The following is a 15777-nucleotide window of genomic DNA, read 5'->3' on the forward strand; positions in this document are numbered from 1 at the left end:
ACGCGGGCCCCGCGAAGGCTCGATGGCCGATTCCCCAACCGGATCCCGCCATGAGCTTCGCCGCCAGTACCGCCATTCGCTCCGAGTCCTTTGTCCCCGTCAGCGTGCCGGTCGAAGACCGCGTGCATGCCGAGCGCGGCGAGTTCGCCGCGGTGCTGTCGATGCGCCACGCCGGCCCCAGCCCGGTGCGCCTGCGCTATGAGTGGGTCGGCCCGGCCGATGCACCGGTGGTGGTGCTGGCCGGTGGCATCTCCGCGCACCGCCACGTGGCGTCCAATGCACAGTTCGGCGAGAAGGGCTGGGCCGAAGACCTGGTGGGCAGCGGGCGCGCGCTGGATCCGCAGCAACTGCGCGTGCTGGCCTTCGACTTCATCGGTGCCGACGGTGCGCTGGATGTGCCGATCGATACCGCCGACCAGGCCGATGCGCTGGCGCTGCTGCTGGACCACCTCGGCATCCGTGCGCTGAAGGCGTTCGTGGGCTATTCGTATGGTGCGCTGGTCGGCCAGCAGTTCGCGATCCGGCACCGGGCCCGCGTGCGCCAGCTGGTGCTGGCCAGCGGCGCGCATCGCCCGCATCCCTATGCCGCCGCCTGGCGCGCGCTGCAGCGCCGTGCGGTCGCGCTTGGCCAGCTGCAGTGCGGCGAAGACCACGGCCTGGCCCTGGCGCGGCAGTTCGCCATGCTCAGCTACCGCACGCCGGAAGAATTCGGCGAGCGCTTCGATGCCGCGCCGGAAGTGATCAACGGCCGCGTACGCGTGGCCGCCGAAGACTACCTCGACGCGGCCGGTGCGCAGTACGTCGCGCGCACGCCGGTGACCGCCTACCTGCGCCTGTCCGAATCGATCGACCTGCATCGTGTCGACCCCACCGCGATCCTGCCGCCGACCGTGGTGGTGGCCGTGGAGGGTGACCGCCTGGTGCCGCTGGCCGACCTGGTCGGCCTGGTCGAAGGGCTGGGCCCGCGCGGCAGCCTGCGCGTGCTGCGCTCGCCTTACGGCCATGACGCCTTCCTCAAAGAAACCGATCGCATCGACGCGATCCTCGCCACCGCCTTCCGCACTTCTGGAGAGTCCGCATGAGCCTGCACGCAAACGAGCCGTCCTGTAGTCGCACCACTGCCGCCGTCCGTGCCGGCATCGATCGGGACACCGCGCATGGCGCGGTCACGCCGCCGATCGTGCTGTCGTCGAACTTCAGCTTCGAAGGCTTCGGCAACAAGCGCCAGTACGACTACACGCGCAGTGGCAACCCGACCCGCGACCTGCTGGGTGAGGCGCTTGCGGAACTGGAGGGCGGCGCCGGCGGCGTCATCACCGCCACCGGCATGGGAGCAATCAACCTGGTGCTGAACGCGCTGCTGCAGCCGGGCGATACGCTGGTGGTGCCGCACGATGCATACGGTGGCAGCTGGCGCCTGTTCAATGCGCTGGCCCGGAAGGGACACTTCGAACTGGTCACTGCCGACCTGACCGACCCGCGTGCGCTCGCCCAGGCACTGGCGACCCAGCCGAAGCTGGTGCTGGTGGAAACCCCGTCCAACCCGCTGCTGCGCATCACCGACCTGCGCTTCGTCATCGACGCCGCGCACAAGGCCGGTGCCCTCGTCGTGGTCGACAACACCTTCCTGTCGCCGGCCCTGCAGCAGCCGCTGTCGTTCGGTGCGGACCTGGTGCTGCATTCGACCACCAAGTACATCAATGGTCACAGTGACGTGGTCGGCGGCGCCGTGGTCGCGCGCGATCCGGCGCTGCACGAACAGCTGGTGTGGTGGGGCAATGCGCTGGGCCTGACCGGTTCGCCGTTCGATGCCTTCCTGACCCTGCGCGGCCTGCGCACGCTGGACGCGCGCCTGCGCGTGCACCAGGAGAACACCGCATCGGTCGTTGCCCTGCTGGACCAGCATCCGGCCGTCGGCAGGGTGTACTACCCGGGCCTGGCCGATCATCCGGGCCACGCCATCGCGGCGCGCCAGCAAAGCGGTTTCGGCGCGATGCTGTCGTTCGAACTGGCGCACTGCGCCGGTGACGATCCGCATGCGGCGGTGCGCGCGTTCGTCGATGGCCTGCGCTGCTTCACCCTGGCCGAATCGCTGGGCGGCGTCGAAAGCCTGATCGCCCATCCGGCGACCATGACCCATGCGGCGATGAGCGCCGAAGCGCGTGCGGCGGCCGGCATCAGTGAAGGACTGCTGCGCCTGTCGATCGGCATCGAGGCTGAGCGTGACCTGCTGGCCGATCTCGGCGCCGCGCTGCAGCGCGCCGAAGCGGTGATCGACGCGGCCGCACGCCGCAAACAGGTGGTGGACGCATGAGCGCGCTCGCCGCTGAAATTCCCGCGCTGGGCACGGGGCGGCTGGCGCTGCTCGGCACCGGCACGGTCGGGTCGGCCTTCGTGCAGCGTTACCAGGCGTTGCAGGCACGCGGGCTGGAACTGCCCAGCGTGCAGTGGCTGGCCAACTCGCGCACCGCACTGGCGATCGACCGCGATCTGGCGTTGCCGCTGGTGCTGGCGCGCCGCGCACCGCGCGACGGCCTCAGTTCGCCGCCTTGGGCCAGCGCCGAAGGCCTGGAGCGGGGCGATGTGGTGGTCGATGCCACCGCCAGCGAAGAGGTGGCCGCGCGCCACGTGCAGTGGCTGGCGCGGGGCGTGCATGTGGTCACCGCCAACAAGCTCGGCCGCGGCGCGCAACTGGCACGCGCCACGGCCATCGCCGAGAGCTGCGCCGACAGTGGTGCGCGTTATGGCGACAGCGCTACCGTCGGTGCCGGCCTGCCATTGTTGAGCAGCCTGCGCGCGCTGGTCGCCGGTGGCGACCGTATCCATGCCATCGAGGGCGTGCTGTCCGGATCGCTGGCGTGGCTGTTCCACCGCTACGACGGGCAGTCGCCGTTCTCGGCGGCGGTGCGCGAGGCGCTGGCGGCCGGCTACACCGAACCCGATCCGCGCCTGGACCTGTCCGGCGAGGACGTGCGCCGCAAGCTGCTGATCCTGGCACGCAGCAGCGGGCTGGCCCTGGATGCCGCGCAGGTGCAGGTGGATTCACTGGTCCCGGACGCGCTGGCAGCGCTGCCGCTGGAGGATGCAGTGGCTGCACTGGAGCAGCTGGATGCACCGCTGCAGGCGCGTTGGCAACAGGCACGGGACAACGGCCGCGTGCTGCGTTTCGTGGGCCGTGTTGACGGCCAGGGTGCACAGGTCGGCCTGCGCGAACTGCCGTCCGATCACCCGTTGGCGCAGGGCGCAGGCACCGACAACCGCGTGGCCATCCACAGCGATCGCTATCAGCGCCAGCCGCTGTTGATCCAGGGACCGGGTGCCGGTGCGGAAGTCACCGCTGCCGCCCTGCTGGATGACGTGCTGCGGATCGTGGGTTGATCGCAGGGTGCCTGTAGAGCCGAGCCGATGCTCGGCTCTACAGGAGCACAACCGGTCAGCGTGACTTCAAGGACTTCAGCAACGCGGTGTTGAACTGCTTGGGGTCCTGCACCTGCGGCGAATGGCCCAGTTCGGCGAACTCGACCAGGGTCGCCCCGGGAATTGCCGCAGCCGCCGCCTTGCCGAGCGCCGGATAGTTGCCCAGCGTCGCCTTCACCGCCGGCGGCGCCAGGTCGCGCCCGATCGCGGTGCGGTCCTTCTGGCCGATGAACAGTGTGGTCGGCACGTGCAGGTGCTTCAGCTCGTAAACCACCGGTTGGTTGAACACCATGTCCGAGGCCAGCGCCTGGCTCCATGCAACAGCCTGCTTGCCCGGCCCTTCGTACATGCCCGACTGCATCCGCGCCCACGGTTCGTAGGCCGGCTTCCACTTGCCGTCGTAGTACACCTCCAGCTGGTAGCGGCGGATGCTGTCATAGCTGATGTTCATTTCGCCGGCGTACCACGCGTCCACGCTGCGCCACGGAACGCCCAGCGCCTTCCAGTCCTCCAGCCCGATCGGGTTGACCAGCGACAGGCTGCGCAGGTCCTGCGGGAACATCAGCGCGTAGCGTACCGCCAGCATGCCGCCCATCGAGTGGCCCACCAGATGCACCGGTACCTCGCCCAGCTGCAACTGCTGCAGCAGGGCATGGGTGTTGGCGGCCAGTTGCGCGAACGAATACTGGTAGCGCTCGGGCTTGCTGGATTTGCAGAAGCCCACCTGGTCCGGGGCGATCACCCGGTAGCCGGCGGCGACCAGCGGCTTGATCGATTCCTTCCAGGTGGCCGCGCAGAAATTCTTGCCGTGCAGCAGCACCACCACGCCAATCGGTGCCTTCTTCGGCGCGATGTCGAGGTAGGCCATCTCCAGCGGCTGGCGCTGCGATTCCAGCGCGAAGGTCTTTACCGGATAGCCATAGTCGAAGCCCTCCAGCCGCGGCCCGTAGGTGGGCGCGGCCAGGGCAGGCAGCGGAAGGCAGGAAAGCAGGGCGGCGGCGATCACGCGCATGGGGCAATCCGGGGCGGGGAAACCCCGAGCCTAACCGGAACGCGGTGACGGTGTCGCCCGTGCGGGCCAGGGCGGACGGGGGAGCGTCGACTGTTGGTCGACTGCACTTCCCTCAGGCCGTGAAAATCCCGCGCTGCGCGCGATAGTCGACTAACAGTCGACTCTACCCGTGGCCCGTCGCCATCGCGCCGGAGCCGGCCGCCCTCAACACTCGATGACGTTCACCGCCAGGCCACCGCGGCTGGTTTCCTTGTATTTGTCCTGCATGTCGCGGCCGGTATCGCGCATGGTCTTGATGACCTTGTCCAGCGACACCTTGTGCTTGCCATCACCGCGCATCGCCATGCGCGAGGCGTTGATCGCCTTCACCGCACCCATCGCGTTGCGCTCGATGCAGGGGATCTGCACCAGGCCACCGATCGGATCGCAGGTCAGGCCGAGATTGTGTTCCATGCCGATCTCCGCGGCGTTCTCGATCTGGCTCGGGTTGCCACCCAGGGCCGCGACCAGGCCGCCGGCGGCCATCGAGCAGGCCACGCCGACCTCGCCCTGGCAGCCCACTTCGGCCCCGGAGATCGAAGCGTTTTCCTTGTACAGGATGCCGATCGCCGCCGAGGTCAGCAGGAAGTCGAACACGCGCTGCTCATTGGCGCCGGGGCAGAAACGATCGAAGTAATGCAGCACCGCCGGCAGCACGCCGGCGGCGCCATTGGTCGGCGCGGTCACTACACGGCCGCCGGCCGCGTTCTCTTCATTCACCGCCAGCGCATACAGGTTGACCCAGTCCAGCGTGGTCAGCGGGTCGCGCATCGCCGCTTCCGGCTTCGACGACAGCTCGCGGTACAGCGCCGGTGCACGACGGCCGACCTTCAGGCCACCGGGCAGCACGCCTTCCTCGCGGATGCCGCGCGCCACGCAGGACTGCATCGCGCTCCAGATCTCGCGCAGATTGGCACGGATCTCGTCTTCGCTGCGCCAGCACTTCTCGTTCTCGAACATCAGCTGGGCGATGCTCAGGCCGCTGCGCGCGGTCTGCGCCAGCAGTTCGTCGCCACTCTTGAACGGGTAGGGCAGCGGGGTCTCATCGGGCACGATGCGGTCATCGGCCGCATCGTCCTGGTTGACCACGAAGCCCCCCCCGACGGAGTAGTAATCGCGGGTGGCGATCACTTCGTCCTCGGCGTTGTACGCGGTGAAGCGCATGCCGTTGGTGTGGTAGGGCAGCTTCTGGCGCTTGTTCATGCCGAGGTCGCGCTTCTCGTCGAAGGCGATCTCGTGCTGGCCCATCAGCTGGATGCGCTTGCTGCTGCGGATGCGCTCCAGCGTGGCCGGAATGATGTCCGGGTCGATCAGGTTCGGCCGCTGGCCTTCCAGGCCGAGCAGGATCGCCTTGTCGGTGCCGTGGCCGCGGCCGGTCAGCGCCAGCGAGCCGTAGACATCGGCGCGGATGCGCGCGACCTCGTGCAGGCGGCCCGGGTCGAGCAGCCAGCGATGGATGAATCGCTCGGCGGCCTTCATCGGCCCGACGGTGTGCGAGGAACTCGGGCCAATGCCGATCTTGAAAACGTCGAACGTGCTGACAGCCATGGTTGCCGTACTGCGGGTACCGGAAGAGACCGCTATTCTAGCGGTTCACGCCGCAGTTCCATGGCTGCGGCGCAGCATTTCCGCCACGGGAGCCCGGCCGGTGTTGATCCTTATCCAGCGTGACGATTGCCACCTGTGCGATATGGCCCTGGCCGAGCTGGCCAGGGCGCAGGCGCCGGAGTTCGAATCGGTGTTCCTGGATGACCAGCCCGCGCTGGAGGCCCGCTACGGCGCGCGGGTGCCGGTACTGCGTGACGAGCGCGGCGACCGCGAGCTGGACTGGCCGTTCGACGCGGCCACGGTGCAGGCGTGGTTGGCCGCCGACCGGTAGTGCCGGGCGCTGGCCGGCACCCCGGCTGTTCCCGGTGATGCCGGCCAGCGGCCGGCACTACCCAATGCGTTGCGATGCCCGGTGATGCCGGCCAGCGGCCGGCACTACCGGAAGCGATTTATTTCGCGTCGAACTTCACGATCGTGCTGATCGCGGTTTCATCCGGGATGGTCTTGGTGTCGGCCCAGTCACCGCCGCCGACGCCGAAGTCCAGTCGCTTGACCGTGGCCTTGCCGGTCAGTACCGGCTGGGTGCCCGGCTTCCAGGTGAAGGTCAGCGTGACCGGCTTGCTGACGCCGCGCAGTTCCAGCGTGCCATCGGCGGCGAACTGGTCGTTGCCCACCGCGCGGAAACCCTTGGCGGTGTAGCGCGCCGTGGCGAACTTGCCGACATTGAAGAAGTCGGCGCCCTGCAGGGTCGAATCACGGTCGCTGTTGCCGCTCTTGGCCCCGGCCAGCGGAATCACCACGTCCAGCGAACCGGCGGCCGGATTGGCCGGGTCGAAGCTGAGCTTGGTGGCGAAGCCGGGGAAGCTGCCGGTGAACACTTCACCGTCGTACTTGGTGGCAAACACCAGGATCGAGCCGGCACCCGGGGCCTGCGCATAGTCGGCGGCGAGCGCCGGGGCAGTGGCCAGCATGCCGGCCAGGGCGGCGGCCACAGCGGCCGGGGTGGTCAGTTTCAGGTTCATCGGTCAGTCCTTCTGAGGGGAGGCGAGCCAACCGCGTGGCAACATGCGGGACAGTGTTGCATCGCGCTGGAACAGGTGGTGGTAGAAGGCAGCGCCGGCATGTGCCAGCACCACCGCGATCAGCAGCCAGAAGCCATATTCGTGCAGGGCATGGGACACCGCGACGACCTGCGGATCCGGCGCGCTCAGCTTGGGCACGTCAACCAGGCCGAACCAGCGGAACGGGCGCAGGCCACTGGCCGAATCGTACAACCAGCCCGACAGCGGAATGGCGAACATCAGCACGTACAGCAGCACGTGGGTGGCACTGGCGATGCGCTCCTGCCAGCTGGGCACGCCCGGCACCGGCTTCGGCGCACCGGCATACAGGCGCCAGCCGAGACGGAACAGCACCAGGGCCAGGACCGTGATGCCGATCGACTTGTGCGCGGTGTACACCCAGAAGTACTTGGGCGTCTTGGGCAGTTCGCCCATGGTCAGGCCGACCACGCCGAGGGCGAGGATCAGCAGTGCGATCAACCAATGCAGGATCTGGCTGACACTTCCCCACGCGGCGGGGGTGTTCTTGGCGGTCATGAAGGGTCCTTGGGGGCCGTCGTGTGGTCGGAGTGGGAAACAGGAGCCGGAGTTCCCGGGGCATCGTTGCGGTCGAGGGTGGCTTCGGCCTCGATCCGCACCTGCACCGCATCACCGATGACGCCCGGCCAGGCGGTGATGCCGAACGCGCGCCGGCTCAGCGTGGTGCTGGCGGAAAAACCGGCGGTACGTCGGAATGGAGGAAGCGGGTAACGCTTGAGCGCGTTGAAGGTCACATCCAGGGTGACTTCCTGGCTGACCCCACGCAGGGTCAGCGTGCCGATCACATGCGCGTGCCTGGCATCGATCGCCTCCACCCGGCTGGAGACGAAGCGCGCGGTCGGGTAACGCTCGCCGTCGAGCAGGCTGCGGGCCAGCGTGGCCTGGTTCCACTTGGCGTCGCCCAGGTCCAGTCGCGACACCGGGATATCCACCTCCAGAGTGGCGTCGCGCCAGTTGTCGGGATCGAACCGAACCCGGCCCTCGCTGCCGGACACCGTGCCCATGGCCTGCGAGTAGCCCGCGTGGTCGATGGAGAACAGCACCCGCGTATGCACCGGATCGAGGCGGTAGGTATCAGCGGCCGCCCAGGCAGGAGCGGTGGCGAGCAGCATCGGCAGCAGGGCCAGGCAGGGACGCATCGATGGCGGGCTCCGGAAGGGGACGCTGCGATCATACGCACAGCCCCCCGACAACGTTGCGTACATGGCTGCAACAGTTCGTGGTGGCGCCATCGCTGGAAACAGGCTGTTGCAGCCATGAACCCGGCCCTGTGTGACAATCGGGCCAGGACAGGGGGTTCAGGATGACGAGCGGCTGGCGCCGGTGGTGCCGTGGCATCGCGGGTATGGGACTGCTGCTGATGGCGTTGGCCACGGCGGCTGCGACCCTGGATATCGCAGAAACACCGCGCCTGCGCCGCTTCGGTGCCGCCGAAGGCTTGCCGTCGCGCATGGTGGTGGCGTTGGCCGAGGACCGGCAGGGCCATATCTGGGCCGCCACCGATGGCGGGCTCGCCCGCTACGACGGCAACAGCCTGCGGGTCTGGGAGCACGACCCGGAACAGCCGGGCGCGCTGCCGGGAAACGAAATCGAGACCCTGCTGATCGATCCGCTGGACCGCGTCTGGGTGGGCATCAACGGCAAGGGCGTGGCCCGCCTGGATGCCGACCGCGAGCGCTTCCGGACCTTCGACAAGGTCAATGCCACCTGCCAGGGGCAGTTCTGGGCACTGGCCTATGTCGACGATGCATTGTGGATCGGCACCAACAACCACGGCGTCTGCCGCCTGGGCGAAGACGGCAGCGTGCGCCTCTACACCCATGATCCAGCGCACCCGGATGGGCTGCCCAGCAACAGCATTTTCACCAGCCTGGTCGATGCGCAGGGGCGCCTGTGGGTAGGCACCGAAGCCGGTGTGGCGCGATGGAATGGCAGCGGATTCGAGCCGGTGGCCGCGTCGCAGCTGGGAACGCTGAGCGTGCTGCGGTTGAGCCGTGATGCGGACGGTTCGATCTGGGTCGGCAGCCAGAACGACGGGCTGTACCGTATCGATGCGCAGGATCGGGTCAGTCGCCCGCGATGGGCCGACAGTGCCCAGCTGCGCTCGGCGCTGGTGCTGGCCGATCGCCAGGGGGGCTACTGGGCCGGCACCTCCGATGGCCTGTTGCGGGGCGACGCGGCCGCGCTGCGCCGGCTGGAGGGCGACCGCGGCAGTGGCTTCCTGACCGCGCACAGCGGTGTGCTGGATCTGCTGCAGGATCACGAGGGTGGGTTGTGGGTGGCCCTGCTGACCCAGGGCCTGGCCTATCTGCCACCGGACTGGCGGCGCTTCTCGATCTGGAACCAGCTCGACGGCAAGCCGTTGGACAGCCAGTACCTGTTGAGTGCGGCCAGCGACGGGAAGAACTACTACGTCGGCTCGGCGCGCGGGGTCTACCAGCTGGATGCGCAGGGCACGCTGCGCCTGCTGGCCACCGATCGGCAGCTGGGCAACGGCGTGGTGTGGTCGGTGCTGCCGCGCCCGGACGGTCGCCTGTGGCTCGGGCGCGGCGGCCGCATCACCCTCTACGATCCGGCCTCCGGTGCATTGCGTGACCTGCGGATCGACGGCAGTGCCGACCTGCGCCAGCGCATCGATCTGATGCGCGAGGCCCCTGACGGTACGGTGTGGGTGTCGGTGATGGGCCTGGAACTGCAGCAGCGAAGTGCAGAGGGCCGGCTGCTGCACCGCTATCCGCTGGAGTATTTCCGCGGTACCGCCGATGCGCCGATCGAGCAGATCCGCTTCGACGCCCACGGCCGGCCGTGGGTGATGGGTGACATGGGCATCTGGCGTGAGCAGGCCGGACGCTTCGAGGCGGTGCCGGGCGTATCGCGGGGGCCGATCTACGACCTGGTGTGGATCGATCCGCAGCAGTTGTGGCTGGCGCGCCAAGGTGCTTTCGAGCGCTACCAGTGGGACGGCATGAGCCTGCGCCTGATCCAGCGCATCGACGGCGGCGCCGGCGTGCCACCGCTGACCATGGGGGGGCTGGCCCTGGCCGCCAACGGCCAGTTGTGGGCGACCACGCCGCGCGGCCTGCTGCGCTGGGATCCGAAGACGCGGCGCCTGCAGCAGTTCAACGAGCGCGACGGCCTGTCCGACGCGGAGTTCACGGGCCGGCCACCGGCGGTGAACGCCGATGGTCGCGTGCTGGCGGTGACCCAGACCGGTTTGGTTGCCTTCGATGTGAACGCCGACGACACCGTGCTGCCGGCGTCATCGCTGGTGATCGCCGAAGTGCGGGTGCGCCGCGACGACGCCCGCGGCTGGCAGCCGTTGCCGCTCACCGGCACCCTGCTGCTGGGGCCGGATGACCGCGACCTGCAGATCGATGCGCGGCTGCTGTCCTACGCCAGCCCGCAGGGCAACCGCTACCGGTTCCGCGTGCAGGGCTACGACCAGGACTGGGTGGAGCAGGGCGGTGATGGCCAGCGCACCCTGTCGCGGCTGCCGACCGGCAGCTACCTCATCGAGGTACAGGCCGCGACTGCCCGGGGCGCGTGGACGCCTTCGCAGCAATTGCAGGTGAAGGTGCTGCCGCCGTGGTGGCGAAGCGGCATGGCGATCTTCGGCTACATCCTGCTGGGGTCGTTGCTGCTGGTGATCCTGGTCTGGTCGATCCGGGCGCGGCTGCGGCGTCGCCAGCAGTGGCAGTTGACGGTGCACAAGCAGCAGCTGGCCGAACAGGCCTCGCAGGCCAAGAGCCGTTTCCTGGCCACGCTGGGCCATGAAGTGCGCACGCCGATGACCGGCGTGCTGGGCATGAGCGAACTGCTGCTGGCCACCCCGCTGGACCCGGTACAGCGCAGCTATGCCGGCTCGATCCAGCAGGCCGGCAGCCACCTGCTGCGGCTGGTCAATGATGCGCTGGACCTGGCCCGCATCGAAGCCGGGCGGCTGGAACTGGACCTGCGCCCGTTTGACCTCGGCGAACTGCTCGACCAGGTGCAGGGCCTGATGCAGCCGATGGCGCAGCAGCGCCAGCTGGAATTCCGGCGCGGCGAGGACCCGCCCGGGCCGATCACGGTCAGTGGCGACGAGATGCGGGTGCGCCAGATCCTGCTGAACCTGCTCGGCAACGCCATCAAGTTCACCGAACGTGGCCACGTCGGCCTGGCCGTCCGCCTGGAAGAAAAGGGCGGGCTGTGCTTTGAAGTGCATGACAGCGGCCCGGGCATCAATGCCGAGCAGCAGCAGCGCCTGTTCCATCGCTTCGAGCAGGCTGACGGCCCGCGCACTGCCTCGCGCTACGGGGGCAGCGGGTTGGGGCTGGCGATCTGCCAGGAGCTGGCGGTGGCGATGGGCGGGCGTATCGATGTGGTCAGCCAGCCCGGCAGGGGCGCGCGCTTCCGCGTTCGCCTGCCATTGCCCTGGACGCGGCAGGCTGTCAGCCCGGCGGGCGAGGCGGCAGTGCTGCCGGTACTGCCACCGTTGCGCATCCTGCTGGTGGAGGACGATGCCACGGTGGCCGAGGTCATCGCCGGCCTGTTGCGCGTGCGCGGGCACACGGTGGTGCACGTGCTGCACGGCCTGGGCGCGTTGTCGGAGATCGCCACCGACGGCTTCGACGTGGGCCTGCTCGATCTCGATCTGCCCGCGCTGGATGGTACGGCCATCGCCCGCCAGCTGCGCACGATGGGCTATGACCTGCCCCTTGTGGCGGTGACCGCCCGTTCCGATGCCTATGCCGAAACCCAGGTGCTGGCGGCTGGCTTCGATGGCTTCCTGCGCAAGCCGGTGACCGGCGACCTGCTGGTGGCGGCCATCGCCCAGGCGCGTGCGAAGCGACAGGCGACTGCGTGACCGCGCCGGCGCCGGGCGTGAACGGTGCGACTTTCGGTTTACCATGCCGACGCCCGCGGCGCGGGAATCATCAGGACCAGCGTGAGGAGGCAATCGGTGGTGTATCTGCGGGCGGCGATGCTGCTGCTGGTCCTGCTGTGCTGCGCGTTGCCCGTTGCGGCACAGCCGGTGCCGCCCAGCCCACGGCAGGTGACGGTGTTCGACGGCCTGCCGTCCAATACCGTCAACCGCATGGCCGAGGATCGCTACGGCTACCTGTGGATCGCCACCAACGATGGCCTGGCCCGCTACGACGGGCGTACCTACCGGGTGTGGCGTTCCGAGGATGGACTGCGTGACAACCGCATCTGGACGGTGCTGGTCGATGCCCGCAATCAGTTGTGGATAGGCACCGAGAACGCAGGCCTGGTACGCATGTCGGCCGACCGCAGGCAGCTGCACTTCTACGACCGCAGCAGCCAGCCGCTGATGGGCACCAACACGGTCTGGAGCCTGGCCAGCACGCCCGACGGCTCGATCTGGTTCGGCACCCACGAGGGCGGCCTGTACCGCCTGGACAGCCAAGACCGCCTGCAGCGCTTCCTGCCCGAGCCGAACAATCCGCGCAGCCTGCCGTCGTCGTCGGTGCCCTATCTGGCCACGCTGCCTGATGGCAGCCTGTGGATCGGCACCAAGCATGGCGTGGCGCGCTGGACCGGGACCGACTTCGAGCGCGTCGGCACGGACATCATTCCCAGCCTGCTGATCAACGGCCTGACCACCGAGCCGGACGGCAGCCTGTGGATCAGCACGATGGCCGGGGCCACCGTGCGCCGCCCGGACGGCCGCTTCGAGGCACCGCCGTGGAAGCTGCCACCGGGCGAGCAGGTGCTGGGCATGATGCTGCGCGACGAGCAGGGCGGGCACTGGCTGGACACGCGCACCGGGTTGGGACGTGCGGTGGATGGCCAGTACCAGACCGTGCCGCTGTACAGCGTCATCGCACGCGGCCCGGTACGGCCGAACTGGACCGGTGCCTATGAGGATCGGGAAGGCGGCATCTGGCTGGCCAGCACCAACGCCGGCCTGTGGCACCTGTTGCCGCGCTGGTGGCAGTTCTCGGTGCTGTCGCGCCTGGAGGACGACCCCACCTCGCTGCGCAATGCACTGGTGCTGGGCACCAGCCCGTCCAGCAACGGCGGCGTCTGGACGGTGGGCAGCCACGGTGCGCTGGATCGCTTCGATCCGAAGACGGGCCGGATCGAGCAGCACCGCACCTGGGTCAACGGCATGCACTGGCTGACCTCGGTGAGGGAGGACCGGCGCGGGCAGGTGTGGATTGGATCGAACGACGCATTGGTGCGCTATGACCCGCAGCGGCGCGAGCTGCGTCGCTGGGGCCGTGATGCCGGTGCTGATGCGGCGATGGAAGGGGTCATCGAATCGATGATGACCTGTGACGGCGACAGCCTCTGGCTGATGCTGCCCGCCGGCCTGCAGCAGCGCGACCTTGACGGACACCTGCGGCGCCAGCTGGACAATGGCCAGCGTGGGCTGCAGCAGGGCCAGCTCAACCTCGACGTGGAATGCGGACCGCAGGACCACATCTGGCTGGCCAGCAGTCGCGGCCTGTTGCAGTGGCTGCCGGAAAGCGAACGCTTCCAGCCGGTGCCGGGTGCGCCGGCAACCGCCATCCACGCGCTGCACGTGGGCCGGGATGGCCAGGTCTGGCTGTCCGAGGATGGCCGACTGTCGCGTTACCGCTGGAGCCAGGGGCGCCTGGAACGACAGGCGGTGGTGGGGGCCGAGCAGGGCTATCCGGCAATCTCCGCGACCGGCCTGGTGGTCGATGCACAGGGCGTGGCGTGGGCGACCAGCGCACGCGGCTTGGTGCGTGTCAGTGCGGATGGGCAGAGCGTGCGCCTGTATGGCGTGCACGACGGCCTGCCGAGCCAGGAATTCCGCGACCACACCTTGATCGCGGCGGGCGACGGCCATCTGGTGGCCGGAACGGCGGCAGGTGCGGTGGTGTTCGACCCGGAGCAGGTGCGGCCCTCGGTGCGTCGCGCCCCGCTGGTGATCGAGCGGGTGGAGGTGCGCCGCAACGAGCAGGTGCTGGACATGACCCACGATGCGCCGTTGCAGATCGCCGACGGCGACCGCGACCTGCGCATCGTCGCGCGGCTGCTGTCCTTCGCCGACTCGGCGTCAAATACCTACCGCTACCGCCTGGCCGGCTACGACCCCGATTGGGTCGAAGTCGGCCCGGCCGGCGAGCGCCTGTTCTCGCGCCTGGCGCCGGGCAGCTACCGGCTGGAAGTGCAGGCCCGGTCGGCCGACCACGTGTGGTCGCGGGTGCAGAGCCTGGAATTCCGCGTGCAGCCGCCATGGTGGCGCAGCCTGTCCGGCCTGCTGGTGCTGGCGTCGGTCGGGCTGCTGCTGACCAGCTGGTTCGCCTGGTTGTACCGGCGCCGCCTGCAGCGGCGCCATGCCTACCAGCTGGCGCTGCACAAGCAGGAACTCGCCGAGCAGGCTTCAGCGGCCAAGACCCGTTTCCTGGCCAATCTGGGCCATGAGATCCGTACGCCGATGACCGGTGTGCTGGGCATGAGCGAGCTGCTGCTGGCGTCGCCCCTGGACCCGCAACAGCGCGGCTACACACAGTCGATCCGGCATGCCGGCGAGCACCTGCTGCACCTGGTCAACGATGCGCTGGACCTGGCGCGGATCGAGTCCGGCCGCCTGGAGCTGCAGTCGAAGACCTTTGCGTTGAACGGCCTGCTGCACGACCTGGCGGCCCTGATGGGCCCGCTGGCCGCGCAGAAGGGCCTGCGCTTCACCCTCGACAACCAGCTGCCGCCGGGGCTGCAGGCCACCGGCGATGCCATGCGCGTGCGGCAGATCCTGCTCAACCTGCTGTCGAACGCGGTGAAGTTCACCAGCCGTGGCACCATCACCCTGCACGCGCGCTGCGATGGCGAGCTGCGCGCACTGCACTTCGAAGTGCGTGACACCGGCCCCGGCATCAGCCAGGAACAGCAGCAGCGCCTGTTCCGCCGCTTCGAGCAGGCCGACGGTGCACGTACCGCCGCGCAGTACGGTGGCAGCGGCCTCGGCCTGGCCATCTGCCGCGAGCTGGCGCACGCGATGCAGGGGCGCATCCAGGTGGAGAGCCAGCTGGGCCGGGGCACCTGTTTCGGCGTGACCCTGCCATTGCCGCTGGTGGTGGACAGTGATGCCGAGGGCGCCGCCGACGGGCATCGCGACGAGGCGGCCAACGTGCCGCCACTGCGGGTGCTGCTGGTCGAAGACGATGCCACCGTGGCCGATGTGGTGCGCGGACTGCTGAGCGCGCGTGGCCACGAGGTGGTGCACGCCGGCCATGCGCTGGCGGCGCTGCGCGAGATCAGTGCGGGCGATTTCGACGTCGGCCTGCTGGACCTGGACCTGCCGGGCCTGAGCGGTTTCGAGCTGGCCCAGCACCTGCGCAACCAAGGCTACATGCTGCCGTTGCTGGCGGTGACCGCACGGACCGACCCGGACCTGCAGCAGCAGGTGGAAGCGGTCGGCATCGGTGGCTTCCTGCGCAAGCCGGTGACCGGCGAGCTGCTGGTGGAAGCGATTGCCAAGGTGATGGGCAGGTAGGGAGTTCGGCAGGGCCTGCGGCCCTGCACCTGCTGCAAGCCGGAGGAACAGCAACAGCAACAGCAGAAGCAAAAGCTGGCTTCCTGTGGGATGGCGGGGTGGATCCGGTTGCGGGAGACGCCGTAAACCCATCCATGGGGGCTTGGCCGCGGCATCCATGCCGCGGACACTCCCGCAACCGGACCCACCCC

At 69.0% G+C, this 15777-nt stretch carries 11 protein-coding genes; 6 read left to right on the plus strand and 5 right to left on the minus strand.

Features of this window, described 5'->3' with window-relative positions:
• The first annotated feature begins 50 nt into the window (after positions 1-50).
• The 3 genes from metX to AC5P9C_RS10700 are packed head-to-tail and all read left to right on the plus strand — an operon-like array spanning position 51 to position 3378.
• Entirely contained in the window at positions 51-1082 is a 1032-nt protein-coding gene (gene metX / locus AC5P9C_RS10690; RefSeq protein ID WP_049465649.1) for a homoserine O-succinyltransferase MetX, read from the plus strand.
• Complete coding sequence (locus AC5P9C_RS10695; RefSeq protein ID WP_049465652.1) at positions 1079-2314, plus strand: O-succinylhomoserine (thiol)-lyase; 1236 nt, start codon at positions 1079-1081, stop codon at positions 2312-2314. Before metX ends, AC5P9C_RS10695 begins: the two co-directional genes overlap by 4 nt.
• The gene (locus tag AC5P9C_RS10700) at positions 2311-3378 is read left to right on the plus strand and encodes a homoserine dehydrogenase family protein (RefSeq protein ID WP_414615353.1); all 1068 of its coding nucleotides are present in this window, start codon (positions 2311-2313) and stop codon (positions 3376-3378) included. Before AC5P9C_RS10695 ends, AC5P9C_RS10700 begins: the two co-directional genes overlap by 4 nt.
• A gap of 55 nt (positions 3379-3433) precedes the next feature.
• On the opposite strand, the gene AC5P9C_RS10705 is transcribed toward AC5P9C_RS10700, so the two are convergent.
• Together AC5P9C_RS10705 and AC5P9C_RS10710 are read right to left on the minus strand one after the other, a co-directional pair.
• Positions 3434-4429, minus strand: coding sequence for an alpha/beta fold hydrolase (locus AC5P9C_RS10705; RefSeq protein WP_414615352.1), 996 nt, complete (start codon positions 4427-4429; stop codon positions 3434-3436).
• 204 nt (positions 4430-4633) lie between these two features.
• The gene (locus tag AC5P9C_RS10710; protein ID WP_024956918.1) at positions 4634-6016 is read right to left on the minus strand and encodes an L-serine ammonia-lyase; all 1383 of its coding nucleotides are present in this window, start codon (positions 6014-6016) and stop codon (positions 4634-4636) included.
• A gap of 100 nt (positions 6017-6116) precedes the next feature.
• Here AC5P9C_RS10710 and AC5P9C_RS10715 point away from each other — a divergent pair, with 100 nt between their 5' ends.
• Positions 6117-6347 (plus strand): glutaredoxin family protein, encoded by a 231-nt coding sequence (locus AC5P9C_RS10715; protein WP_312558283.1) that lies wholly within the window; start codon positions 6117-6119, stop codon positions 6345-6347.
• A 118-nt stretch (positions 6348-6465) separates the two neighbouring features.
• On the opposite strand, the gene AC5P9C_RS10720 is transcribed toward AC5P9C_RS10715, so the two are convergent.
• From AC5P9C_RS10720 to AC5P9C_RS10730, 3 genes are read right to left on the minus strand one after another with little or no spacing between them, the layout of a single operon-like run.
• A complete protein-coding gene (locus AC5P9C_RS10720; RefSeq protein ID WP_021202032.1) occupies positions 6466-7038 on the minus strand; it encodes a YceI family protein in 573 nt (190 codons plus the stop codon).
• A 3-nt stretch (positions 7039-7041) separates the two neighbouring features.
• Complete coding sequence (locus tag AC5P9C_RS10725) at positions 7042-7614, minus strand: cytochrome b (protein ID WP_049465672.1); 573 nt, start codon at positions 7612-7614, stop codon at positions 7042-7044.
• Positions 7611-8255 (minus strand): YceI family protein, encoded by a 645-nt coding sequence (locus AC5P9C_RS10730; protein ID WP_343542155.1) that lies wholly within the window; start codon positions 8253-8255, stop codon positions 7611-7613. Before AC5P9C_RS10730 ends, AC5P9C_RS10725 begins: the two co-directional genes overlap by 4 nt.
• Positions 8256-8419: 164 nt before the next feature.
• Here AC5P9C_RS10730 and AC5P9C_RS10735 point away from each other — a divergent pair, with 164 nt between their 5' ends.
• Positions 8420-11962 (plus strand): sensor histidine kinase, encoded by a 3543-nt coding sequence (locus tag AC5P9C_RS10735; RefSeq protein WP_049465678.1) that lies wholly within the window; start codon positions 8420-8422, stop codon positions 11960-11962.
• A 96-nt stretch (positions 11963-12058) separates the two neighbouring features.
• Positions 12059-15586, plus strand: coding sequence for a hybrid sensor histidine kinase/response regulator (locus AC5P9C_RS10740; RefSeq protein WP_103282549.1), 3528 nt, complete (start codon positions 12059-12061; stop codon positions 15584-15586).
• Positions 15587-15777: the final 191 nt, after the last annotated feature.

The organism is Stenotrophomonas sp. YJH_SMC_10 (assembly GCF_059371555.1).